This is a genomic window from Bacillus sp. FSL R5-0659 (genome assembly GCF_038008785.1).
GTDB lineage: Bacteria > Bacillota > Bacilli > Bacillales > Bacillaceae > Bacillus > Bacillus safensis.
Genome location: NZ_JBBOZU010000001.1, coordinates 3,626,409 through 3,649,619, shown reverse-complemented (window position 1 = coordinate 3,649,619; position 23,211 = coordinate 3,626,409). Strand labels below are relative to the sequence as shown.

The following is a 23,211-nucleotide window of genomic DNA, read 5'->3' as shown; positions in this document are numbered from 1 at the left end:
ATCAGAAACTTATGAACAAATCACTTTATGCTTGTGCAGAACACATAGAAACCGTATTAGACATGTACATAGATGATCACGAAACGTCGCCAGAATTCAGAAAAATCGAACATACACACAGTTTATCCACAACCTGTGAATTGTGCGATGAACCTGCAATATATATAGTGGGGAACGAATGATCGGACACAAAATACACAAATTTTATCCACAATTGTTGATAACTTATATGAATAACTTGTTCTTAAGGTGGGGATGACCTGTGAATATATCAATTATCACAGTAGGAAAATTAAAAGAGAAATATTTAAAGCAAGGCATAGCTGAATACACAAAACGATTACAAGCCTATGCGAAAATCGAAATCATTGAGCTCGCGGACGAAAAAGCACCCGAGAATCTCAGCGATCAAGACATGAAAATCATCAAAGACAAAGAAGGCGAACGCATCCTAAGCAAAATCAACCCAGACGCCCACGTCATCGCCCTCGCCATCGAAGGAAAAATGAAAAGTTCCGAAGAATTAGCCGATACAATAGATAAGCTGGCAACATACGGAAAAAGCAAAGTATGTTTTGTCATAGGCGGATCCCTTGGACTAAGTGATGCTGTCATGCAGCGCGCGAATGAGAAACTGTCGTTTTCGAAAATGACGTTCCCGCATCAGTTGATGAGGTTGGTGTTGGTGGAGCAGATTTATCGGGCGTTTCGGATTGTGCGGGGGGAGCCTTATCATAAGTAGGTGGGGTTTTTTAAAGATTTTAATTATTTTAATGATTGAGATAAGAACGTAAGTTCGCTATCGTTGAATTAGATGTAATTCTTGCAGCAGATAAAAGAAAGTCTTGAAAAATAACCCCAAGACTTTCTTTAACTGAATTATTTCTTTGTGTTTTTTAATCTATGTTTTTGTATATTATGAATAGACTTTTGTAATCCTTCAGTATCGTAAATAGTTTTCACCTTAACATATTCTTCTTTTAGAGTTGAATGATTCATTTTATTCACTTTGTATTCAAGCTCATTTGCGTGATTTTTAATTTCTTGAAGGTATTCCTTAACTATAAGCTCAATATTGTGCTTTACTAAATTCTCATAGTTGGTTAATTGTGAATAGTATTCTTCACGAGGTAGATTGAGAATATTGATTAGCTTCGTGTCTACTGATGTCCAATAGCTAGATTTAACTTTGCTATTCGGGTCTTTAAAATAACAATAGTCCCAAAGACTCTTCAAATCTTCTTTTGAAAAGTCTTCCTTATATTTCAATAATAAAACCAGATGGGTGTATGTTAACATTAGTATTGGAAATCTAGGATTTGAACAGTAAGCGTAGACTTGACTGTTTTTTTGCCACTCATGTGTCCTAGGAAATACGATAAGCCCGCCAAAACAGCTCTTATGCTTTGACGCCCACTCTGTTTCGAAATCTGATGGTTTAACGAAATCTTTTACGTTGGGTGCTTGTTGACTTCGACCGAGTCTAAAGGTCTTAACATCAGATACTATCGCCTGTTCTCGTTCGTTTTCAAAATAAATAGTTACATCTTCTCTTCCTGATTTTGTAGTAATATATTCACTATCCAAGCCAAGACGTTTGAAAAAATGTGAAACTAATACTTCAATTAGTTTTGTAAATAAAGTTTCTTCAGCGGAATCGTGTTTGTACTCGTCAGGAATATAAATAGAGTAAAGTAAGTATTCGATAAGTTTTTCGTCGTCTAGATTTTCAAGATGTTCTTCGAATTCTTTTGATATTTTGGCTGTTTCGAACACAGCGTTAGGCTTATAATATTTTTTTAATGTATTATCTAGAAAGTATTTTATGTGTCTTCGATGTAGTGTATAAATCACTTCGATAACTCCTTTTCTATGCGTATAAAATAATATTTACACGGAGGTTAAAATATGCACGAAACAACTATTAACTTAAAAAGAATGCTTAATAAAATAAAATTTAAAAAAAATGAAATTAACTTTTATCAACTGGAGTTTATTGAAGCTTTACCAGAAGAAAAATCTGAAATACAGAAAAAAATAAAACAGTTAAAAAATGATTTAAATATACTAATTGCAGAGTATAAGAGTATTACAAATAGTACCTCAGATAAAAATGGTGGAAGTCTATTGGATAAAGTTACTTTAGGAAATGCCGTTGAGCTTTTAGCGCAAATTCCTAGTGATAGTGTCCATCTATGTCTATCAGATATCCCATATGGTATTAATCTAGATGACTGGGATATATTACATGGTAACACAAATTCTGCTTTATTGGGAGCTTCTCCTGCACAAGCTAATAAAACAGGTTTTAAAAGAAGAGGTAAACCTATAAATGGTTGGAATAACAGTGACCGTTCAAGTAACTATGAATATGAAGAGTGGGTTTATAGTTGGGCACTAAACTTGTTTGATGTTATGAAAGAAGGAGCTCCAATATTGATTTTTGGAGCGAGAAGAACTATTCATAGTGCAATTAGCGCTTTGGAAGATGCTGGATTCTTATTGAAAGATATAATTTCTTGGGAGAAAAGTAATGCACATCATCGTAGTCAAGACATATTTAAAGTTTTAATTAAGAGAGGGGCGTCGTATAGTATTAATGAACAACTTTTACATTTGTTCTCAGAAATTCTTGAACCGGAGAACTTCAAAAGAATAGAGCTTAAGGTGGGGACTGAGTATAGGTCTTACAAAGAGTTGAAAGAGGACATTGAAAAAACTACTTCTAAACAAATTTATTCTGCTTATGAGTACGACATCTTAGAAAGAAGCCTTACAGATAACACTTTAAAAGCTCAAGTTGCAAAGTGGAAAGGCTGGAAGTTAGGCAACTTTGCACCTTATTGGGAACCTATTGCTTGGTTGTTTAAACCATATAACAACGTAAAAACTTTAACTGATTGTGTCTTAACTAATAATGTAGGGGCAATTAATATCAATGAGTTAAAGAATAATGGAAAAGAACCAAAAAATATCTTTAAATTTGATTTTAAAGATGAAGAAGAAAAATTTCACGAAGCACAAAAACCGATAGAATTGATGGAATATATCATAAAAGGTTTTACGCAGGAAAACCAAATAGTTTTAGACCCCTTTGTTGGTAGTGGAACAACAGCTGTCGCAGCTAAGAAATTAGGGAGAAAGTTTATTGCTTTTGACATTAATGATGATTACGTTCAAATTGCCAACAAGCGTTTAGATGAAGTGGAATTTAATGAGAAAAACAAAGAGAATCAATTATCTTTATTCTAAAAATTAAGTGGGATTGGGGAATTTTTAAATATATATCATAATCATGATTTTAATAGAGGAAGTTCTGAAGTCATAAAGACTTCAGGGCTTCCTCTTTTTATTTTGCTAAAGGAGAGAAATTTATGAATAAAACAACAGCAAAGAGAGTTAACATTTTGTCGGTCAAGTTAGTTAGAGAGTCTAGTATACTGTTTGAAAAAAGAAGTATCCGCTCACCTCAAGATGCGTATGAATTACTAAAAGAATTATTAGAAGATAAAGACTGCGAGCATTTCATTGTTGTAACCTTACACATACACACCAAGAACCAACCAGTTCCATAAATGTCTGCCATATCGGTAGCTTAAATGCCAGCATCGTTAGTCCTCGTGAAGTTATGAGATCAGCAATCTTGTCATCTGCGGCGAGTATCATGGTAGCTTATAATCAACCTTCTGGAGAAACCACTCCATCAAGAGAAGATATTGATGTTACAAAACGTCTTGCTGAAGCAGGTAAGCTTATGGGTAATGAGCTGTTGGACCATCTCATTTTTGGAGAGGAAAAGTATACATCCTTGAAAGAAAAAGGATATATAAGGGGGAAGGTCAATGTGTTACTACAACACCGAACATTTCGCTCTCTTCATGTCGTTGCGATTTGGCATCGATGTTGATGAAGAACAAGTCGGAGAAGAGTCGGTTCTTTTGTACAAAGAAGAACTTGGTGAAAATTTAGTTTCAGAGGGAACTGCTTAGATAAGTAGAGATGAAACTGCACAGTAGAAACAAGAAAAGATTGTTTTACACAAGAAATACATCTAGGACCCAACCCGAGGGGTACAGAATTCATCGAGACGTCCAGGTCTTAAAAGACAAGTGTGAGCGGGTTGGATATCAAGTTAGTATAGTCTACTGGGAACCAAGTTCGGAATCTTATGATAAAAGAAGAAAAGTATTGAAGAAAATGTTGAAGGGTTATTCGGAGTAGTCCTTGTTTGGGATGTATTTACGCTTACTCCTGATGGAAAAGAACTTCAACAAATAGAACGGGAGCTTGCAAGATATGGTATGGAGATTTTTTCAATAATGGAACCATTCGACACTTCTACAGAAGAAGGATTGAGAGTGTTTGTACATGTGCAAATTTCTCAATACGAGACATTTAAGGTTAGCAGCCATGCAAGGGATTCCGCTAACACTGGTAGACCGTCGGTCAATTAAAGATTAAAGATGAAAACAAGAAAGGCGGGGAACTTGATGTCGAACTATGCGAGACAGCTCGACGACCAGCTTGACCAATTCAGCCGAACTGAAACACAGAAAAAAGCTCTATCTATGCTCGAGTCTCCACATTGGAACAAGGAGAGGAAGGCTACAGTATTTATGAACAGGTTCGACTACTAAGGGAAATGTGCGAGCAAGAAGGTTACGTTGTCCATAAGGAATACGTGGATAGGGGTAAAAGTGGGGGAAATATTAAGGGGCAACCTGCTTTGCAACAATTACTTCATGATGTCAAAAATAAAGACTTTGAATTAGTGCTTGTTTGGAAAGAATCGCTCTTTTCTTGAAAAACGAAAGTTTTGCTTAATATTGTTGAAGAACTGGAAGGGAAAAGAAATATTAAACTACTTAAACGTGAGTTTTACAGCCTATATGAGTATCTACGTAACGGCGAAGCAATAAAAAAATTGTTGAACATAGCTCCATTGTGGTTGTTTCACTCATGAATGACAAGTAGTATCTAATAAAGAAACCCCCATTTAGGATCCAGTACGGTGAGCATTATCATAAGTGAGTTAGAATTAAGTATATTACAGCTTATTCACAATAATAAAACAGTTGTTGAAAACAAGGTTGTTTTCGAAAAAATCCTTATTTTTGTAGGGTCAGTTGAGGCAAGTTTACTATTCTTACGCACAGTATTTGGAAAAGAAACTTTTAGAATAACAAATTTTTATCAATTGATGAAAAATATATCCTATCAACAACAAAATGAATACTAAGTATACTTTAGCACCTAGATATGAATGGATTGTAATAACTGTTGATGGAAAAGGTATAAATAATAAAGAAAAAAATCATAGAAAAGTTCTTTCTAACTTGGTATAGGAGATAACTTATTCATTGAACACATAAACACCCATATATTGGATAAAAAATTACAGGCAGCAGAATATATATTATCTTAGAATATATGGAATCAGTACTCCTAGAGTATGCTTCCTAAGTTATTGGTTTTAGCATTTAACTCCTCTTTTAAAAAATCCATTTTATAATTAGATATAATATTTTTATCAACCGATGCAAAAACTTTAGAGACTAATAATTGATTTAATACTATTCATGCACACAATCAAAAAAATAGGTCAAACCTTCTCCTACATCACACCCGTATCACTCACCGACCGCCACATCCTAGGCATGGTCGCAGGCAATAACAAAACATTAATGATCGATGCTGGTAATTCAGAAGATCATGCGAACTATTTCATCCAAAAAACCTTAGGAAACGAGAACCCTTCGCCCGATATGGTTGTCCTCACGCATTGGCATTGGGATCATATTTTTGGTCTGCCAGCGCTGCCTGGTTCGGTTTCGATTGCTTCTGCAAAGACCAGAAAGGAAATGGAGAAGCTTCTTCCGTTTTCGTGGTCTAATGAGGCAATCGATGAGCGGGTGAGGGAAGGAACGGAGATTGAGTTTTGCGCGAAGGCTATTAAAGAAGAATATCAAGATCATCGAGATATTCAGGTGGTTTTACCGGATGTCACGTTTGACCGTCGTATAGAGATTGATCTTGGTGGGGTCACTTGCGTCGTGCAACATGTTGGAGGCGATCATGCTGCTGATTCCGTGATCGTGTATGTGAAAGAAGAGAAAATCCTGTTTCTTGGTGATTGTATTTATCCTAAAATGTATGCCGAAAAAGTACATTATACGGTGAAGGAAACGTTGCGTCTTTTAGATGAGTTAGATGCTTTTGATGCTGATATGTATATTCCTTCACACCAAAGGCCGTGGACAAAAGAGGAGTTTCGTCAGGAAACAGACAAACTTCGGATGATAGCGAAATTCACTGATCAATGTGGTGGAGATAAGCAGAAAATCACGAAAGAATATCAACATTACGTGAACAGAGAACTGAAAGAAGATGAATTAGAAACCATTGCTTACTTTGTAAATGGGTATTAAATAAACACTAAAAAAGTCTCATTTGAGTGATTTCCCTCAAACGAGACTTTTTTTGCATCATGTATGGTGACAGACTTATTTTTAGCATTGATAATAAAAATAATCCCCAAGTAGGCTTGAGTTTTCCTTATTAGGAGGTAAAAAACAGATGGACAAAATAACTGACCCATACGACACTTTCAAAACCAAAATATCCAAATATCCAATCGAACAAAATCATTGGCAAGCCTTCAAAGATGGAACAACGATTAAACAATTAAAAGCAGGTACATGCATGATCAAGGCTGGCGATCCAGTGAAGCATGCTTATTTCTGCATAACGGGGCTCTTCCGTCTCTTCTATTTGTTACCGGATGGAAGGGAGTACAACGTGGCTTTTACGTTGGAAGATGATTTTGCTACTTCTTATGCAAGTATGATCAACGGGCAGCCTTCTCCTTATTCGATTGAAGCGATGGAGGATTCTATTGTGATTGAAATTCCGTATGATCTGCTTCAAATGTTGATGGATAGAAGTCATATGTGGGAGCGGTTTGTTCGGGTTAGTGTAGAGAGGCTGTATACGAGAAAGGAAGAGCGAGAGAGGGAACTGCTATATTTGCCGGCAATTGAGCGATATCAGGCGTTTTTATTGAAATATCCCGGGTTACATCAACGTATCGCTCAATATCATATTGCCTCATATATTGGTATTTCTCCGGTTTCGCTGAGCAGGCTTCTCCATCCTGCTGAACATTAACCTATGTTAATGCACATTCTCTAGATCTGACGTACAATCAACACATCATAGAAGAATCGGGGGTATGATGATGAAATATATGATGGTTGTTTTATTAGAGTTCTACCCATCTTGGCTTGCTTTACCACGAGAGGAGCGCAGAACCCATGCGGCTTCGCTACAAGAGTTGATGCAGAAATATGAGGAACATGTGACGGTGCGCTTTTTTGATGCTGAAGCTCTTCCAGGTAAAGATTACACAGATTTTGTGATGTGTGAAACGGATGACCTGAAGTTCTATCATTTTATGTGGGAAGAGATTAGAGATTCTATTCCTTACACAAGTGGTTATGTCAAAATTAAAGAAGTCATCATGGGAATGGAAAATGCTTTTCAAACATATGAAAAAGAATCTCTGAAAATGGATCAGTAATCGAAAACCACCTGCTATCAGGTGGTTTTTTGTACATTCTATTTTTTGGTATAATCAGAGGTAATGTAAGAACGGAATTTTTGAACTAAATCGGAGGTACATATGAAACAGCTTTACATGAAGCAGAAAGTGTTTAGTCTGAGCGGCAGGTTTACGGTAAAGGATCAGCAGGAGAACGATGTGTATGTGGTTGAGGGCAGTTTTATGAAGATGCCGAAGACGTTTACCATTTTGAATACAGAACGAGATGAAATCGCTGTGATTACGAAGAAAATGTTTACCTTTTTACCGAAGTTTTTAGTAGAGGTTGGTGGTCAAGAGGTATTGACGATTAAAAAAGAGTTTACGTTTTTTAAAGCAAAATATTCAATTGATGCTGCTGGGATCGAAGTGCATGGTAACTGGTGGGATATGAATTTCCAAGTGCTGCAGAATGGCGAAGTGATCGGTCAGGTGAAGAAGGAATGGTTTACTTGGGGTGACAGCTATAAGGTTGATATTTTGAAAGAAGAGATGGAGCCTGTGATGATTGCGCTCGTTGTTGCGATTGATTGTGTGAAAGCTGATGAAGCAGCGTCTAGGTCTTCGTCGTCGGCAACGACGAATTAATAAGTGAGGTGAGCACACTGATCACATTCCAATACAAAGTATTTCTAACAGTCGTCGAATGCGGGAGTTTTACAAAAGCCGGGGAGAAGCTCGGGCTGACGCAGTCTGGGGTGAGTCATAATATTGCAAAGCTTGAGTCGGAACTCGGGATTGTGCTGCTTCGGCGGAATCGAAATGGGCTTTCGTTGACAGACGCAGGTGAGCGGGTGATACCGCATATCCGGCAAATCTTGCATCATGCGGCATTGCTTGAGCAGGAGGCAGCGCTGATTCAAGGGATGGAAGTGGGGAGCATCAAGATTGGGACATTCCCCAGTTTTTCTTCAAATGTCCTTCCACGCCTTATTCACCGTTTTACGCAATGCTATCCGCATATCAAGCTGGAGTTATATGAAGGCGGTTATGAGGAGATTGAGGAATGGATCGCTTCAGGCACGGTTGATGTTGGTTTTTTAACGCAGTCATCGAGGGAATTCGATACTGTTCCACTTTTTCAGGATGAATTGGTGGTGCTCATACAAGAGAATCATCGCTTTCATACGAAGAATGTGATCAAAGTTGATTCATTACATGATGAAGCCTTTATCATGCCGAAAGCGGGTTGCGACATACTCGTCAAGAAGCTGTTAAAAGAAAGAGGCGGCGTGAAGCCTCATGTTTTGTTTGAAATTGAAGACAACAATACGCTTATTTCTATGGTGCAAGAAGGATTGGGAGTCACGATTATTCCAAAATTAGTGTTACCGCCGCACATACCTTATACGAAAGTCATTCCACTGGAGACGAGCGTCTTTCGTGAGGTCAACTTGGCGCTCAAATCATTTAAAGCAGCTTCCCCATCGGCGAAAAGATGGATTGAAACGGTCAAAAGTCATTTTAAATAGAATCAGCTTGAACAGGATGTCTCCCATTCAAGCTGGTGTTTTATAAAGTCAACACGCCTCGGATCGTGATGACAGCTGCGCCTGCCACTTTGATCACTGGCTTTGATTCATTTGGAATGACTGTGATACGAAGCAAGCCAGGTTTGCCGATGGTATCCCCTTGGGCAATGTTCAGGTGAGTGATTTCTTGTTGAGAAATGATGCCCTCCAAATAAAGATATCCAGCCAATGCCCCGTTTGCTGCCCCCGTCACAGGATCTTCCGGTATACCAATCCCAGGTGCAAAATCCCTCGTATAAAGATCGCATTCTTTTGAGGGGTGAAACGTATAAAGGTGGGTTGTCGAGATGCCATGCTCTTTATTCATTCTAGCTAAAGCCGCTAAGTTCGGTGCTGCTTGATCAATGTCCTGTTGGTGCTTCATCGGAACAAGAAGATGCCAGTTACCGGTGTTTGCTAATTTGATAGGATAGGAGGAATCAATGCGGTCACTGCTCACACCAAGCATGTCACTAAGCTCTTCTAAATCGATGACAAAATCTTGCGTCTTCGGTGTCACCTGCGTCATTTCCACATCAACGACCTTGCCATTTTCTTCGTGCCATACGACAGGAACATTGCCGATCTTTGTTTCTAACACGACCCCTGATCTCTCTTTAGCCAGCCCTAGCTCCGTCGCCAGAAGCCAAGTCAATCCAACAGTCGCATGCCCGCAAAAATTGACCTCTTCCGTCGGCGTGAAGTATTTGACCCGATAATCGGCTTCCTTATCATGGGCAGGCAGTAAGAAGACGGATTCCGGTAAATTCAACTCCTTGGCGATGCTCTGCATGTCATCTTCTGTTAAAAACTCACCATCCAACACCACCCCAGCGGCATTTCCTCCAAATTTCTCAGTTGTAAACGCATCAACATGATACACTCTAATGTCTCTCATCTGACGAACCCTCCTATACATTTTTGTTACGTTTATCATAAGTTTGTTTGATGCATTCGTAAAATGAATCTTTTTGATGTTTTAAATCGGAAGTGTTCATGTAATAGAGGAAAGTTCAACATATCTCTTAAATTATTATATAAGTCTTTAGTCACTATATTAGCCCTTGTACCTATATCGGATGAAATGTATAATATTTGTATATAAAAACATTAATAGGAAAAGTGAGGATATATTTATGAAAATGGTCCTGAAATTAGTAGCTTCTATTCTATGTGTGATGATGTTGAGTTTTCATATACAAGAAAGTGTGAGTGCCACAGAGGGTGGAACGAAAACAACGGTTGATCGTTATCAATATGGTGATAATTATCTGACAGGTAAAACAGCGCCAAACGCAATCGTTGCATTCGTAGATTGGGGTGTTCCGAGTAACTGGAAATCTAAATATATGCACTACGCAAAAGCAGATAGTAATGGAAACTTTAAGTTGTTTTCTTGGAACATTAGTTCAGGTCAAACGGCGGAGTTAGATACGTATGACCAAAATGGGACAATGCTTTCTTCAAACAAAGTGTATGTTTTCAAGGAATCTTTTAGCTCATTAGATCCGATATATGATACTTCTCAGGAGTTAACTGGGAAAACTGTGAAGAACACAAAAGTAGAGGTCATGAAAGATGGCAAAGTAATTGCCTCAGGCACATTCAATGATGCCATTCATTTGAAGCTGCCTGCCCTAAGTGCAGGGACATTCCTAACAGTGAAAATGACGACTGGCAGCAATATCGACGTTTACAAAAAAATTGTGAATCCTAAGAAAATCTCACTTATTCCTACGACAAAATGGTCTAAATCAGTGAAAGGCCAAACGGGAATTCCTTATGCAAAGATCGTCTTTAAAAATCAAAAATCAAGTGACATCATTCAATCGATGACTGCAGATGGTGATGGCAACTTTGAGTTGAATTTAGACAAAAACACAATAAAGTCATTAAATCAAAGTAAATTTCAAGTGTTGGAACCTTCTTATGATAATGCTTTGTATGAGACCACTTTCCAACTGAGATCAACCGCTCCGACTATTGATCCTTTTACTCAGCTTTCAACTTCAGTGGGCGGAACTGCAACTCCTGAAAGTATGATCAATATTTTAGATGGAGAGGGAAGAGTCATTGGGGAAGGTCAGACAGACTCTAATGGCGTCTATGATGTTCCTGTTTCAAAGTTAATCGGTGGTGACTTCATTACAGTCAAGTCGTTCATGGCTGATAATCCGAGTGAAACGGATCAATCTCAGGAAGATGTACAGAAAGTTTTTGTGGAAGAAATCGATGATTCAAGTGAGACCATTAATGGCATGAGTACGTTTGGCGATCAAGCTATTGTAGAGGTGCAATCTGATTCAACGAATAACACAATAAAAGCAATGTCGAAACTCAGCGCTAGCACAACGAAAAAGAAATTTGGACCATTCAACATTACGCCGGGCAAAGATTTTAAATTGAAAACGGGAAAATTACAACAAGGATCTAAAGTAACAATCACGTTGCAAAGTGGAAAGAGAAAGGTCGCCTTGCCAGCCTTCACCGTCAAAAAAGTCGTCACATCTCCACTTCTAGCATCTCAAGTAAAGGTGGCGAACAATAAAGGGAAAAACGATACGGTGACGATAAAAGGAATCAAAAAGCAATCAGTCATCAAAATATTTAAACAAGCCTCTGGCGGTAAAGAGATAGCCCAGCAGACTGCTTCAAGTTCGAACATGGCAATTTCCATCAAACAATTGGGTCAAACAAGTGGAACGCTTTATATCAATATAAAAGAGCCTGGTTTAAAAGAGGGAAATCGAGTACCAATTCGTTATCAGGGTGAAAAGTCAGATGCTTTAAAAGCCAGCCAAGTCAAAATCAATAATCTTAAAAATAAAAATGACATCATTACAGTGAGTAAATTGAAGAAAAAAGATGTAATTAAAGTCTACTCAACAAGCGGGAAATTACTAGCTGCATCAAAACCAGCTACCAGCTCGTCCATCAAATTGTACGTTAAACAAGTTGGGACTAAGAGCGGTAAAGTGTATATCACGCGTAGCAGCGATAAGATGCTGGAAAGCGGAAAGCAAACCATTTCTTTTAAAAGTGAGCCGTCTGCTTCGTTAAAAAGCAACCAAATCAACATCGTGAACAACAAAAAGAAAAAAGACGTGGTTACGGTCAGTAAACTCACCAATCAAGATGTTGTCAAAATCTATCATTCTTCGGGAAAGCTTATTGGGAAGTCAACAGCTACTAAAGGCAAAGTTGTAAAAGTCACTTTCAAACAACTAGGCGCTAAGGGAGGAAAACTCTACTTCACCGTCACTGGGAAAGGCATGTCGGAAAGTAGTAAAACGGTAAAGGCGTTTAAAGCTGAAAAGTAGAGTTTAATGATCATTTAAAAAAAATCGTCATTCATTTCTATGGTGACGATTTTATTTTTAATAGCCAAACGATATAAATTCCAATGATAGGAGAGTGTTTATATTGAAAAAATTGCAGTATTTTATCCTAATGGCTGTCATCTTTTGCTGCAGTGTGTGGTCCGCGACTGTTCAGGCACAATCCGGATATTTCAACACATATACAACGTATTCTGCAATGTCAGGTTCTGGGTTCTACACTTCTATGCAAGGGATGGCTGTAGATCGTAATAATAATATGATTTATGCTGCAAAAATAAATACGTCAAATCACTTGACGCAATTGTACGCTATTAAAATGAACGGCTCGTCAAGCAATAGAACTGTTAAGCTCCTTAAAAACTCTGATACCAACAGTACTAGTAATGACTTAGGACATGCTAATGACTTAGCTGTAAAAGCTCAAAAAGGTGATGAGCAAGTTAGCTTATATGTAGCGCCTATGGCCGATGGTGCAAAGTATGTAAAAAAGATAGTGAAGTTAAGTGTGAACACGAAGAAAAATACGTACAAAGTGGCTAAATCCTATGTCCTTCAGTACCAAGAGGCGAATTTATCTATTAGCGGCATCACATATTCTGTTGGAGCGGACAAGTTTATTGTCAGGTCTGGCAATCGCTTTTTTATTGGGAATTTTAATGACCAAAAAGGACAATTTGAATATGAGGCAACGTTTACATTAAATTATACGAAAGCGATTGTAAATCAATCAGTGGTGGATGTTTCTAAGTACATTCTTCAAGGCATTTCTTTCTATCAAGGAACATTATATGTACCATTATCTAAGCCAGACTCAAATGGCGGGGCTTCTAATGTGAGTGTCATTCTCACATATCCATTAAATATCAACCAAATCCTGAAAGAGCAAAAGGAAACACCTGCAAAAGATTTTTCAAAAGAGTTGTTTACTAGAAAAGACCTTTCATTTCGAATTACGAGCAGTGCATTTACTCTTTTTGAAATAGAAGCTGTTGATTTTGATGACGGAACGTTATATTTTAATACAAATCGCGGGAAGAAAGGCACACAAGAAGATATGATCGCGACGTTCAATGATTATAACTATTACAAGTGATAGGTTATTTGCAAAAAGCCCCTCATAAACTGAGGGGCTTTTTCCGTCCATCACCCATAATAATTATTCGCTTGAATAAAAAATTGGGATTGTGTGTAGTTATATGTGATTTTCGAAAAGTCAAAGGGCTGGCCGTTTGTAAGGTGAAAGACGGTCTCGACGCGGAGGGCGGGATCGTCTTGTTTGAGGCCGAGGTGCGTCGCTTCGGTTTCATTCAATTTGCCTACTTGTAAGTACATATCGGAGAAACCGACTTTGAGCCCCAAACCTTCACTGACGAATTTAAAAACAGAATCGGCGGCAATTTCTGTGTTGAGATAAGGAATGATCGTTTTTCGGTAATAGGATTCTTCTAAACATAAGGTTTGTCCGTTGATGTAACGAATGCGTTTAAGGTAAAAAACATCTTCATCTTGTTCAATGTTCAAATTAAGTGCAGCTTCTTCGGACGGCTTGATGGTGTCTAGCATTAAAACCTCTGATGTCAGTTGAAATTCCTCTAAATCTTTTTTAAACCCTTGGTTGGATAAAAGGCTGATGTAGCCCTTGCGCCGGTGTCTTCGAACAAAGATGCCGCTGCCCCTCACTTGATAGATAATTCCTTTTTTTTCGAGTAATTCTAACGATTTGATAATGGTACTTTTGCTCACAGCAAATTGGCTCATGAGTGTTTCGAGTACAGGGAGCTTATCCCCTTGCTGCATCTCATGGGTGACAATATATTTTTCAATATCGCTCGCAATTTGTTGATACTTTAACATGGCTATTCCTCTTTGTTTTCACGATTTATTGTCTTTGTATTATAGCACATACCAAATTTCCTTTGATATGCTATTTAAAATTATATATGTATTGATAAATTGTACCGGTATAATTATAATGTACATATACTAGTAGTGATAAAGGGGGGTTTTATATGTCAAAAGTGAGGGACTATCAAAAGCTTGCAGAAGACATCTTAGAGGCAGTTGGCGGAGAAGAAAATGTGGTGAGTGCTGCAAGATGCGCCACGCGGCTGCGTTTGGTCTTGAAACGTTCGAATCCAAAGGCAAAGGAAGCAGTCAATGCGATGCCTGGCGTCATTACCGTGGTGGAAAATGGCGGTCAATTTCAGGTCGTTATCGGTCAGCATGTTGGTGAGGTATATGAGCATTTTTCAAGCCTTGTTCAGCTGCAGCCGTCTGATGATGATCAGCCAAATGAAAACAAGGGAACGGTGCTGAACCGTGTCATCGCGACCATGTCTGCTGTGTTTGCGCCATTTGTGTATATTTTGGCAGCAGCAGGTATTTTACAAGGTGCACTTATCCTCATTAATTTATTATTTCCAAGCTTCTCGAAAACGGGAACGTATGAAGTCTTTAGCTTTATTTCATGGGCGCCGTTTACGTTCTTGCCTATCTTTATCGCCATCACAGCAGCCAAGCATTTTAAAACGAATATGTATATCGCCGTAGCGTGTACAGCAGCGCTTGTCAGTCCAGCTTGGACGGAGATTGCTGGACGCGTGGCATCAGGGGAAGGCGTTACCTTTTTAGGCATAGCGTTATCTGAAACGGTTTATACGTCATCTGTTTTGCCGCCGCTATTCTTGGTATGGATTCTTTCATATGTAGAGAGATTTTTAAACAAACGCATTCACGAGGTGGTCAAACCGTTATTTGTCCCATTTATCTGCATGGTTGTCATGGTTCCGTTAACGATTCTATTAATTGGTCCTCTTTCGACAGCCGGTGCAAATGGGATTGCAAACGGATACAATGTCTTAGCGGAAAATGTCCCAGCTTTAGCAGGTGCTATTATCGGAGGATTCTGGCAAGTGCTTGTCATTTTCGGTGTTCACTGGGGCATCACACCAATGGTGCTCGCCAACTTTGAACAATATGGACGTGACTCCTTCCAGGCATATCAAACCATCGCTGTTATCGCTCAGGTCGGCGCAGTGTTAGGGGTTATTTTAAAAGCAAGAAACCGCGAAACACGAAAAGTCGGAGTTTCAGCGGGAATCACGGGTCTCTTTGGAATTACTGAGCCTGCGATTTATGGGGTTACCCTGCGTTTCAAAAAACCATTTATTTTCGGATGTATATCTGGAGCGGTCGGTGCCATTGCTGCCAGCTTCTTTACGCCTTATTACTTTGCGTATGCAGGTTTGCCTGGTCCACTGACGATTGTAAACGGAATTAGTTCAGATTATCCAACATCGATCATCGGCATATTGATTGGTGTCGCAATTGCGCTGATCTTACCAGTTGTGCTTATTCAAATGTTTGGTTATGGGGAAGATACAGTGGAACAGACAGCCGGTGCCACATCTGATAAAGATCAAGATGGAGAAAAAATGAATGCTTCAATGAGCAATGAAGAAACCATTCCTGCACCGCTTGCAGGGAAAGTGATCCCGTTATCTGAAGTGCCGGATGCCGTATTTAGCTCGGGGGCGATGGGCAAAGGGTTTGCGATTGAACCGACAGACAACAAGCTGTATGCACCGTTTGACGGCAGTGTCGTCATGCTTGCGCCAACAAAGCATGCGATTGGACTGCGTTCAGAATTCGGGGTGGAGTTACTAGTTCATGTAGGAATTGATACGGTTTCCCTAGATGGCTCAGCATTTACTTTGCATATCAAAGAAGGCAGCAAGGTGAAGAAGGGTGACTTGTTGATGACATTTGATCAAGAAGCCATTGAAAGCAAAGGATTAAAAACAATCACACCAGTCATCATCACCAATACACAAGCGTACGAAGATGTGATTGTAGAGAAACGTGAGACATGTCAGCCAACAGACGTCATGATCACAATTGTGAAATAGGAGGAATGAATAATGACATTACCAAAAGATTTTCTATGGGGCGGAGCATTAGCTGCACATCAATTTGAAGGTGGATGGAATGAAGCAGGAAAAGGCCCAAGTGTTGTAGATGTTATGACAGCAGGTGCTCACGGAGTACCGAGACAAATAACTGAAACGATAGAAGAAGATAAATTTTATCCGAACCATGAAGCGATCGATTTCTACCATCGTTATAAGGAAGATATCGCAATGTTTGCCGAAATGGGTTTAAAATGTTTACGTACATCGATTGGCTGGAGCCGGATTTTCCCTAAGGGAGATGAAGCAGAACCGAATGAAGCAGGGTTACAATTCTATGATGATGTATTTGATGAACTGCTCAAGCATGGCATCGAGCCTGTGATTACGCTATCTCACTTTGAGATGCCGCTCCATTTAGCAAGAGAGTACGGCGGGTTCCGCAGCCGAAAAGTCGCTGAGTATTTCGCGAAATTCGCAGAAGTATGCTTCAATCGATACAAAGACAAGGTCACATACTGGATGACATTTAATGAAATCAATAACAAAATGGATGTCAACAACCCACTATTCCTTTGGACAAATTCAGGGGTGTCAGTCAAAGAAGGCGAAAATGCCAAAGAAGTCATGTATCAAGCAGGACATCATGAATTACTTGCAAGTGCATGGGCAGTAGCCAAAGGAAAAGAAATCAATCCTGCTTTCCAAATTGGAGCGATGGTGTCTCACGTGCCAATCTATCCATATTCCTCAAACCCTGAGGATGTCATGCTGGCAGAGGAATATATGAGACAGCGCTATTTCTTCCCAGATGTACAGGTGCGCGGCTACTATCCGAGCTATGCATTAAAAGAATTCGAACGCGAAGGCTATCACATTCCAATTGAAAAAGGCGATGAAGAAAGCTTAAGAAAAGGGAAAGTGGATTATCTAGGCTTTAGCTACTACATGTCGACAACGGTTAAAAGTGATACGGTGTCTGATCACAACGGAGACATTGTCAACGGAGCCCTGCCGCATGGTGTAGATAACCCTTATATCAAATCAAGTGACTGGGGCTGGTCGATTGACCCGACAGGCTTAAGATATACATTGAATCGTTTTTACGACCGCTATCAAATCCCGTTATTCATCGTAGAGAATGGATTTGGTGCAATAGATCAAGTGGAAGAAGACGGTTCTATTCACGATCCAGAAAGAATTCAATATCTCGCTTCTCATATCGAAGCACTGAAAAAAGCCATTGAATACGACGGTGTCGACCTTATTGGCTACACACCTTGGGGCATCATTGATATCGTGTCATTCACAACAGGCGAAATGAAAAAACGCTACGGCATGATCTACGTTGACCGCGATAACGAAGGAAACGGCTCAATGAAGCGCCTCAAAAAAGATTCGTTTACTTGGTATCAAAACGTCATCGCAACGAACGGTGAAGAAGTGTAATAAAGGAAAATAGAAGCCCGGACGAGTGTGGTATATGCTTGTTCGGGTTTTTGCGTTCTTTCAGAAAAATTGGTGTGTATATCCTTTTGTTCACTAGATATAAGTCTTATAATTTAGTAAGAAGAAAAGATTGGAATGGGAGAGATTTTAAATGACAAAATGGTGGATGGTTCGTGCAGGAGACCAGAATGATTTAATTCCGATGTGGGAAGAGAAAGGCTTAGCATCAATCGGTTGGCCGAAATTAGGTAATCCAAAACAATATCAAACAAAGCAAGAGATGAATGCCCGAGCTGATGTTATCTTCCCCGAGAGCAAACCGTTTACAAGAAGAAGCTGGGTTAGTCAGGTATGGAGGTTTAGTAGAGAAATTCAAAAGGGAGATCGAATTATTACATACATAAAAGAAAGCCGTGAATATCGAGTTGGTACGGTGATTGCTCCACATTTTTTTGATGAAGCAGCAGGGGATAAAATGTATCCAAATCATATTCAAGTCAACTGGGAATCAATCGCAGTGAAACGAGATTCTCTCAGCCAATCAGCCAAAAACAGCCTTGGTTCTATATCAACTGTTTTTCGTGTAGATGATTGGGGAGAAGAAATTGAACACCTACTGAAAAACCCTACTTCTATACCAGCATCCGAAGATGAAACCGAAGAAGATGAAATTATTGAAGATTTAGTCAGCAAAGCAACTGTGATGATTGCAGATAAGGTGGATAAATTAGACCCGTGGAAGATGCAAGACTTAGTTGGGGGCCTACTGCAAGCTATGTCATACAATGTTCGTGTGAGTCCAAAAGGTCCTGACGGCGGTGTAGATGTATTAGCTTATAAAGATGCATTTGGATTTGAAAAACCTATTATTAAAGTACAAGTCAAGCATCGTAAAACTTCAGCCAGTGCACCAGAAGTGCAACAATTATTAGGAGCTAACCCCATGAATGCAAATAGTTTATTTGTTTCTACTGGCGGATTTACCTCTCATGCAAAAGCTATTGCGAAGCATAATGAAGTTCATCTATTGGACTTAGAAGAACTCGTGAATCTTATTGTACAATGGTATGAGGACATGCCAACAGAGACAAGATCTTTATTACCTTTGAAAAAAGTGTATGTGCCTGAGTGATTTTTCATTGTTTAAGTTTTATTAATGCCTGAATACAAAGAAAAAAGAGAGTAATAGCGACAAAATAGTTCATTGGATTGAGAAAGATCTTAATGTTCAAGGATATTTGAAGAAGAATCCAAAAGCCGAAAATCACCATAACAGCAGGAATGATTTTTTTATACACATTGATTCTCCTTTCGAGAGTAGTTTGATTTTAATTGGCATTGTCTCATATCATTGCAGAGATTGAAATGAGATAAAGATATTAATAGGCTCTATTACACCATTTGGTATAATTGATCTATAAAAGCGATAAATGGTAGATAAAGAATAGGAGTTGTTGAAATGAATCAAACTCTGCAAATGGGTGCCAATACCGTACTAAACTCTCCAAAGGGACAAGTATCCATCAGTTATGAAGTATCATCTGCAATTGATATTTCTTTAACAGCGTTTCTCTTAACAGATTCAGATCTAGTTCAAGGAGATAATGGCATTATTTTTTACAATCAGCCGGAGAGTGCCACGGGTGTCGCGACACTTTTACCAGCAGAGATATCAGGTCAGTTGAAAAGACATCAATTGAATTTTGATATGAGCAAAGTGCCTACTGGAATCACAAAGGTGGCGATTACACTAACAGAGGATCAAGGCATTGGTTTTTCTCAAGTGAAGAATCTGCAAGCAGAAATTCAAACAGGCGATGAGGTACTATACCTTACACCAGTAAGCTTTACAAATGAAAAGGGTATTGTCGTAGTAGAGCTATATATCAGAAATGGTGAAACGAAAGCACGATCAATCTGGCGTGGCTTCGATTCTGGATTAGAAGGGTTATGTAAGCTTTTTGGGGTAGAGGTTGAACCTGATGAACAGGATGTTTCTACACCTCCTCAAATGACTTCTGAAAAATTAATTGATGAGCCTGCTCCTCCAATGAAGCCAGCTGCTAAAGAGAAAGTCGCTGCACCAATTAGCTTAGAGAAAGTTCAAGGTAAAATTAGTCTAGACAAAGGTCATAAACCGATCATCATTGAAAAAACGCCTGAGATTACAGCTACAGTATCCTGGGAGTCTGGAACGGATTATGATATTTATGCATTGGTTTATACAAAGTCAGGAAAACAAATAGATGTGGCCATGTTTGGCGCAAAAGGTGTTCCTGCTCTTAAAAGTTACGGAAACGGAGCTGTAGAGCATATGGGAGATGTCGGTAGAGACCGTGAATCGATGAAAACAGAAGTCATTAAATTACGGTTAAATGACGATATCCTTGCTATCGTTCCGGTTGTTTATTCTGCACAATCAAACGGAACAGGTTCCTTTTATAGATATAGGGTATCTATGAGTATCGATAATCACCAAGGAACGTCTGTGACAATTCATGCCAAACATGCGAATGATAATGATCGGATTTATTCTTGTGTGCCGGGTATGCTTCAAAATACAAATGATGGTGTGATCATCCGTCCGCTAGAGCTTTACAGCAAACCAAATTCCGAGCGCAGACCTAAATTAAAAATGAAGTCTTCTAATGAAATTCATGTTTTGATGGATAAAGGACCAATCAATGATTATAAATAAAACGAATGTATGGCTAGACAGAGCAAAGTGCATTGTCTAGCTTATTTTATTTAACTTTTTAATAGAGAGCCTATTCCATTATTTGTGTCATTTAGCCTATTTTTCCGTTTTGAGGGGCACGGTAAAATTTACTTTATGATCAATAATGGAGGGAGTGACTTCTTCTGGGTAAGATACTTGATGCAAAAGCACTAACAAGTGCAATGGACACAAGGGCAAAACACTATCAGGAACTCCGCGAACAAATGGTAGACTTAAAAAAGGCATTACAAAGTGTTGCCAATCTCGGTGATGACTTCACTGGGAAAGGTGCCGATAACATTAAAAGCTTTTATAAAGAGCTGTCTGGAAATGTAGACATGTTTATCAGCTTCATCGATAAGCAAAAAGCCTTTCATGAAGGTGTTTCTGGGACACTGGATGATACGAGCTTTGGCGGCGATACCTTTGTAGAAGAACACTTTTTAGACAACGCAGTACATATGGGCATCAAGAATGCCAAAAGTATTGTAAAGGATCAAAAAAAGGCACTCAAAACGATTTTTCAAGACATTGATGACCTCATTTCCCTAGAGGTATTTGATAGCCAAAACTTTGACGAAAAAATAGAAGATGCAGAAGATGAACGAAAAAAGACTGTCAAAGATCTAAGAGAGCTTGATCAAAATTTAAAAGATGAATATGCTTTGTCAGAAACGGAGCAGCAAGCTACAATGGCATTGTACGCTGAAATGATGAATGCGACAAATGACGGAAAAGCGATTTCGCCTATGAATTTTGATAAGAAAGCGTATCAAAATAGCGAAATCTACAAGGCAAAAAGCGATATTGAAAAGCAAACTTCTGAATATCTGAAAATCAAAAAAGAACAAGAAGAAGCCCGAAAGATTGCAAAGGAACAAGAAGCCCTCGCCAACCGCCCTTGGTATGAAAAAGCACTCGATTATGGCGGAAACATCGTGAATGAACTGACCGGCGTGAACGATGCAAAACGTGCCGCAACAGGCGTTGATCCAATCACGGGCGAGGAACTCACCGCAGGCCAGCGAGTCGCCGCAGGCGGCATGGCAGCAGCAGGCTACATCCCAATCGTCGGCTGGGCAGGCCGCATTTTCAAAGGCGGAAAGGCGGTCTATAAAACGACTCAAGCCACATCAGCTGCAGTCAGAGCAGTTGACATCTACAAGACATCACAAAAATCCTTTGACGCCCTGAAAACATCACAAAAAGGATTATATGGCCTCACCGCCACCAACGGTTTCAGCGAAGCAATCACAGGCCGAGATATGTTTGGAAACAAGATCTCAAAAGAACAGCAGGAAGCGAGTATGAACGCGGCGCTGGGAATGCTTTTGCCGTTTGGTAAAAAGAGCTTCAATGGTAGTCTGAGGATCGGTGAACAAAAAGTTGCTGAGAAAATTATAGCAGAAAGAACCAAGGGATTAGATTTAAGGAAGCACCCTATACAAAGAAAGCAGTTAAGCGCTAAGAAGATGAAAGAGTTGAAAGACAAATTTGAGAATAGGACGATTACGAAATTAGAATACGAAAATTATAAATGGAATAAAAAGTTTGCCAAACATAGAAACACTGGTGTGAATGAGTTTTGGTATCAGGAACGTCAAAGGATTTTGAATAAAGAGGATCCAACCAGAAACTGGGATGAGCAGCAATTAAGTGATATTTTAAATGGTAAGAAGCCTAAAGTAGATGGAAAAACTGTGCAAGGTCACCATTCTTACAGTGCATCAAAATATCCACATTTAGCGAACAAAGGTGAAATTATATATCCAGCTACACCAAATGAACATTTTAATGGTTGGCATGGAGGTAATTGGAAGAATAGTCTGCCTGGAGAAAGAATTAAACCTATTGACGATTTCTAAACTATGGAGGAGAAACTAAATGCCTAAAATGAAAATGCGCATAGAGAAAGATGATAATCAAATCAAATATATCTCGATTCTAAGAAAACATACAGATAAAAGTATTTCTGAAATAAAAGAAGCAATAAATAAAAATGATTTTATTTTATCTTATAATTTATTAGATATTGATGAATTGAAAGAGATGAAAAAAATTTTCAGTTTACTAGAAAAAGCTGGAGCTAAAATGCATATTTATGAAGATGGTCGAGAGGTTAGTGTTGAATTTTTAGATAATCTTATTGAATCTTATTTGGATACAGAAAAGTATCTAGAAGAAGTTGACGAGCAAATAAATGAAGATTAAATTTTGTGGCTTTGAAACAGATGATGAGTTGGACTGTATAAATTAGTCACTATAAACCTTTAATATGAAGGTGATTATCTTATATGAAGTATTCATATGAATTTAAGGAAGACCAATTTGGTGACTTAGCAATAATACTCCCAGAAGAAATAAGTATTTTCTCAGATTTTATCCAAGATATTTCAACAGAAGAAGTGGATGAGTATATAGAATATATTCAAAATGTCATAGATGGAGTTTATGAAAACTTTGAAATTACATTGAATGCCACCAGTGTAAGTATTAAAAGAGAAGAGACAATCGTTGAACATCATTATAGAATTGAAGAACCTCATGAAAATAAAATTGAAACAAAAGAATTCATAAAGCTGTTGTTAATTTGGAAAAAGAAAATACCAGAAATATTCGAAGATTAATTATCATATTGACGATTAGAAACATAATGATTCGGACACTTGATTAGTCCTTTAGG

General features: G+C 38.6%; 23 protein-coding genes and 1 pseudogene. 21 read left to right on the top strand and 3 right to left on the bottom strand.

What is annotated here, in order from left to right; genetic code table 11:
- Positions 1–11: 11 nt before the first annotated feature.
- Positions 12–182 (top strand): CxxH/CxxC protein, encoded by a 171-nt coding sequence (locus NSQ72_RS18875; protein WP_144493776.1) that lies wholly within the window; start codon positions 12–14, stop codon positions 180–182.
- An 80-nt stretch (positions 183–262) separates the two neighbouring features.
- A complete protein-coding gene (rlmH, locus tag NSQ72_RS18870; RefSeq protein WP_046312614.1) occupies positions 263–742 on the top strand; it encodes a 23S rRNA (pseudouridine(1915)-N(3))-methyltransferase RlmH in 480 nt (159 codons plus the stop codon).
- Positions 743–879: 137 nt separating this feature from the next.
- Here rlmH and NSQ72_RS18865 read toward each other — a convergent pair whose 3' ends face one another.
- Positions 880–1,854 (bottom strand): HindIII family type II restriction endonuclease, encoded by a 975-nt coding sequence (locus tag NSQ72_RS18865; protein WP_341084968.1) that lies wholly within the window; start codon positions 1,852–1,854, stop codon positions 880–882.
- Positions 1,855–1,908: 54 nt separating this feature from the next.
- On the opposite strand from NSQ72_RS18865, the gene NSQ72_RS18860 reads away from it, so the two are divergent.
- The 10 genes and pseudogenes from NSQ72_RS18860 to NSQ72_RS18815 all read left to right on the top strand — a co-directional run bounded on the left by NSQ72_RS18860 (position 1,909) and on the right by NSQ72_RS18815 (position 9,072).
- The gene (locus tag NSQ72_RS18860; RefSeq protein WP_341084966.1) at positions 1,909–3,252 is read left to right on the top strand and encodes a DNA-methyltransferase; all 1,344 of its coding nucleotides are present in this window, start codon (positions 1,909–1,911) and stop codon (positions 3,250–3,252) included.
- 122 nt (positions 3,253–3,374) lie between these two features.
- A pseudogene (locus NSQ72_RS18855) lies at positions 3,375–3,829 on the top strand (JAB domain-containing protein); the annotation flags it as partial.
- Between the two features lie 13 nt (positions 3,830–3,842).
- A complete protein-coding gene (locus tag NSQ72_RS18850; protein WP_341085064.1) occupies positions 3,843–3,989 on the top strand; it encodes a hypothetical protein in 147 nt (48 codons plus the stop codon).
- Positions 3,990–4,585: 596 nt separating this feature from the next.
- Positions 4,586–4,804 (top strand): recombinase family protein, encoded by a 219-nt coding sequence (locus tag NSQ72_RS18845; protein WP_341084965.1) that lies wholly within the window; start codon positions 4,586–4,588, stop codon positions 4,802–4,804.
- A gap of 207 nt (positions 4,805–5,011) precedes the next feature.
- Entirely contained in the window at positions 5,012–5,239 is a 228-nt protein-coding gene (locus NSQ72_RS18840) for a hypothetical protein (RefSeq protein WP_341084963.1), read from the top strand.
- A 340-nt stretch (positions 5,240–5,579) separates the two neighbouring features.
- Positions 5,580–6,428 carry an MBL fold metallo-hydrolase gene (locus tag NSQ72_RS18835; protein ID WP_341084960.1) on the top strand — a complete coding sequence of 283 codons (849 nt, stop codon included), beginning with the start codon at positions 5,580–5,582 and terminating at the stop codon, positions 6,426–6,428.
- 148 nt (positions 6,429–6,576) lie between these two features.
- The gene (locus tag NSQ72_RS18830; protein WP_024424005.1) at positions 6,577–7,167 is read left to right on the top strand and encodes a Crp/Fnr family transcriptional regulator; all 591 of its coding nucleotides are present in this window, start codon (positions 6,577–6,579) and stop codon (positions 7,165–7,167) included.
- A gap of 70 nt (positions 7,168–7,237) precedes the next feature.
- Positions 7,238–7,579, top strand: coding sequence for a darcynin family protein (locus NSQ72_RS18825; RefSeq protein WP_144489733.1), 342 nt, complete (start codon positions 7,238–7,240; stop codon positions 7,577–7,579).
- 102 nt (positions 7,580–7,681) lie between these two features.
- Positions 7,682–8,188, top strand: a complete 507-nt coding sequence (locus tag NSQ72_RS18820) for an LURP-one-related/scramblase family protein (RefSeq protein WP_341084959.1) — start codon at positions 7,682–7,684, stop codon at positions 8,186–8,188.
- Positions 8,189–8,196: 8 nt separating this feature from the next.
- A complete protein-coding gene (locus NSQ72_RS18815; protein WP_341084958.1) occupies positions 8,197–9,072 on the top strand; it encodes a LysR family transcriptional regulator in 876 nt (291 codons plus the stop codon).
- Positions 9,073–9,112: 40 nt separating this feature from the next.
- Here the strand turns inward: NSQ72_RS18815 and NSQ72_RS18810 are convergent, their stop codons facing one another.
- The gene (locus tag NSQ72_RS18810; RefSeq protein ID WP_341084957.1) at positions 9,113–10,009 is read right to left on the bottom strand and encodes a PhzF family phenazine biosynthesis protein; all 897 of its coding nucleotides are present in this window, start codon (positions 10,007–10,009) and stop codon (positions 9,113–9,115) included.
- Positions 10,010–10,247: 238 nt separating this feature from the next.
- Here NSQ72_RS18810 and NSQ72_RS18805 point away from each other — a divergent pair, with 238 nt between their 5' ends.
- Together NSQ72_RS18805 and NSQ72_RS18800 are read left to right on the top strand one after the other, a co-directional pair.
- On the top strand, positions 10,248–12,431 hold the full coding sequence (locus NSQ72_RS18805; RefSeq protein ID WP_341084956.1) for a hypothetical protein: 2,184 nt from the start codon (positions 10,248–10,250) through the stop codon (positions 12,429–12,431).
- A 130-nt stretch (positions 12,432–12,561) separates the two neighbouring features.
- Entirely contained in the window at positions 12,562–13,545 is a 984-nt protein-coding gene (locus NSQ72_RS18800; protein WP_445285759.1) for a hypothetical protein, read from the top strand.
- 50 nt (positions 13,546–13,595) lie between these two features.
- On the opposite strand, the gene NSQ72_RS18795 is transcribed toward NSQ72_RS18800, so the two are convergent.
- Positions 13,596–14,306 (bottom strand): GntR family transcriptional regulator, encoded by a 711-nt coding sequence (locus tag NSQ72_RS18795; protein WP_039182781.1) that lies wholly within the window; start codon positions 14,304–14,306, stop codon positions 13,596–13,598.
- Between the two features lie 155 nt (positions 14,307–14,461).
- On the opposite strand from NSQ72_RS18795, the gene NSQ72_RS18790 reads away from it, so the two are divergent.
- From NSQ72_RS18790 to NSQ72_RS18755, 7 genes are all read left to right on the top strand, one after another.
- A complete protein-coding gene (locus tag NSQ72_RS18790; protein WP_341084954.1) occupies positions 14,462–16,360 on the top strand; it encodes a beta-glucoside-specific PTS transporter subunit IIABC in 1,899 nt (632 codons plus the stop codon).
- Positions 16,361–16,369: 9 nt separating this feature from the next.
- The gene (gene bglA, locus NSQ72_RS18785) at positions 16,370–17,809 is read left to right on the top strand and encodes a 6-phospho-beta-glucosidase BglA (protein WP_247544072.1); all 1,440 of its coding nucleotides are present in this window, start codon (positions 16,370–16,372) and stop codon (positions 17,807–17,809) included.
- A 151-nt stretch (positions 17,810–17,960) separates the two neighbouring features.
- On the top strand, positions 17,961–18,941 hold the full coding sequence (locus NSQ72_RS18780) for a restriction endonuclease (protein WP_341084953.1): 981 nt from the start codon (positions 17,961–17,963) through the stop codon (positions 18,939–18,941).
- A gap of 327 nt (positions 18,942–19,268) precedes the next feature.
- Positions 19,269–20,507: a TerD family protein gene (locus tag NSQ72_RS18770; RefSeq protein WP_341084952.1), complete on the top strand. Its 1,239-nt coding sequence runs from the start codon at positions 19,269–19,271 to the stop codon at positions 20,505–20,507.
- Between the two features lie 164 nt (positions 20,508–20,671).
- Positions 20,672–22,393, top strand: coding sequence for a T7SS effector LXG polymorphic toxin (locus NSQ72_RS18765; protein WP_341085059.1), 1,722 nt, complete (start codon positions 20,672–20,674; stop codon positions 22,391–22,393).
- A gap of 19 nt (positions 22,394–22,412) precedes the next feature.
- Positions 22,413–22,739, top strand: coding sequence for a hypothetical protein (locus tag NSQ72_RS18760; RefSeq protein WP_341084951.1), 327 nt, complete (start codon positions 22,413–22,415; stop codon positions 22,737–22,739).
- Positions 22,740–22,822: 83 nt separating this feature from the next.
- Complete coding sequence (locus NSQ72_RS18755) at positions 22,823–23,155, top strand: tRNA-Val4 (RefSeq protein ID WP_341084950.1); 333 nt, start codon at positions 22,823–22,825, stop codon at positions 23,153–23,155.
- The last annotated feature ends 56 nt before the right edge of the window (positions 23,156–23,211 follow it).

What these genes read in the sequence shown, in the direction of transcription:
- NSQ72_RS18875 (WP_144493776.1), top strand. Translation starts at nt 12, where the DNA reads ATGAACAAATCACTTTATGCTTGTGCAGAACACATAGAAACCGTATTA.
- NSQ72_RS18860 (WP_341084966.1), top strand. Translation starts at nt 1,909, where the DNA reads ATGCACGAAACAACTATTAACTTAAAAAGAATGCTTAATAAAATAAAA.
- NSQ72_RS18850 (WP_341085064.1), top strand. Translation starts at nt 3,843, where the DNA reads ATGTGTTACTACAACACCGAACATTTCGCTCTCTTCATGTCGTTGCGA.
- NSQ72_RS18835 (WP_341084960.1), top strand. Translation starts at nt 5,580, where the DNA reads ATGCACACAATCAAAAAAATAGGTCAAACCTTCTCCTACATCACACCC.
- NSQ72_RS18830 (WP_024424005.1), top strand. Translation starts at nt 6,577, where the DNA reads ATGGACAAAATAACTGACCCATACGACACTTTCAAAACCAAAATATCC.
- NSQ72_RS18825 (WP_144489733.1), top strand. Translation starts at nt 7,238, where the DNA reads ATGAAATATATGATGGTTGTTTTATTAGAGTTCTACCCATCTTGGCTT.
- NSQ72_RS18820 (WP_341084959.1), top strand. Translation starts at nt 7,682, where the DNA reads ATGAAACAGCTTTACATGAAGCAGAAAGTGTTTAGTCTGAGCGGCAGG.
- NSQ72_RS18810 (WP_341084957.1), bottom strand. Translation starts at nt 10,009, where the DNA reads ATGAGAGACATTAGAGTGTATCATGTTGATGCGTTTACAACTGAGAAA.
- NSQ72_RS18805 (WP_341084956.1), top strand. Translation starts at nt 10,248, where the DNA reads ATGAAAATGGTCCTGAAATTAGTAGCTTCTATTCTATGTGTGATGATG.
- NSQ72_RS18800 (WP_445285759.1), top strand. Translation starts at nt 12,562, where the DNA reads ATGGCTGTCATCTTTTGCTGCAGTGTGTGGTCCGCGACTGTTCAGGCA.
- NSQ72_RS18795 (WP_039182781.1), bottom strand. Translation starts at nt 14,306, where the DNA reads ATGTTAAAGTATCAACAAATTGCGAGCGATATTGAAAAATATATTGTC.
- NSQ72_RS18790 (WP_341084954.1), top strand. Translation starts at nt 14,462, where the DNA reads ATGTCAAAAGTGAGGGACTATCAAAAGCTTGCAGAAGACATCTTAGAG.
- NSQ72_RS18780 (WP_341084953.1), top strand. Translation starts at nt 17,961, where the DNA reads ATGACAAAATGGTGGATGGTTCGTGCAGGAGACCAGAATGATTTAATT.
- NSQ72_RS18770 (WP_341084952.1), top strand. Translation starts at nt 19,269, where the DNA reads ATGAATCAAACTCTGCAAATGGGTGCCAATACCGTACTAAACTCTCCA.
- NSQ72_RS18760 (WP_341084951.1), top strand. Translation starts at nt 22,413, where the DNA reads ATGCCTAAAATGAAAATGCGCATAGAGAAAGATGATAATCAAATCAAA.
- NSQ72_RS18755 (WP_341084950.1), top strand. Translation starts at nt 22,823, where the DNA reads ATGAAGTATTCATATGAATTTAAGGAAGACCAATTTGGTGACTTAGCA.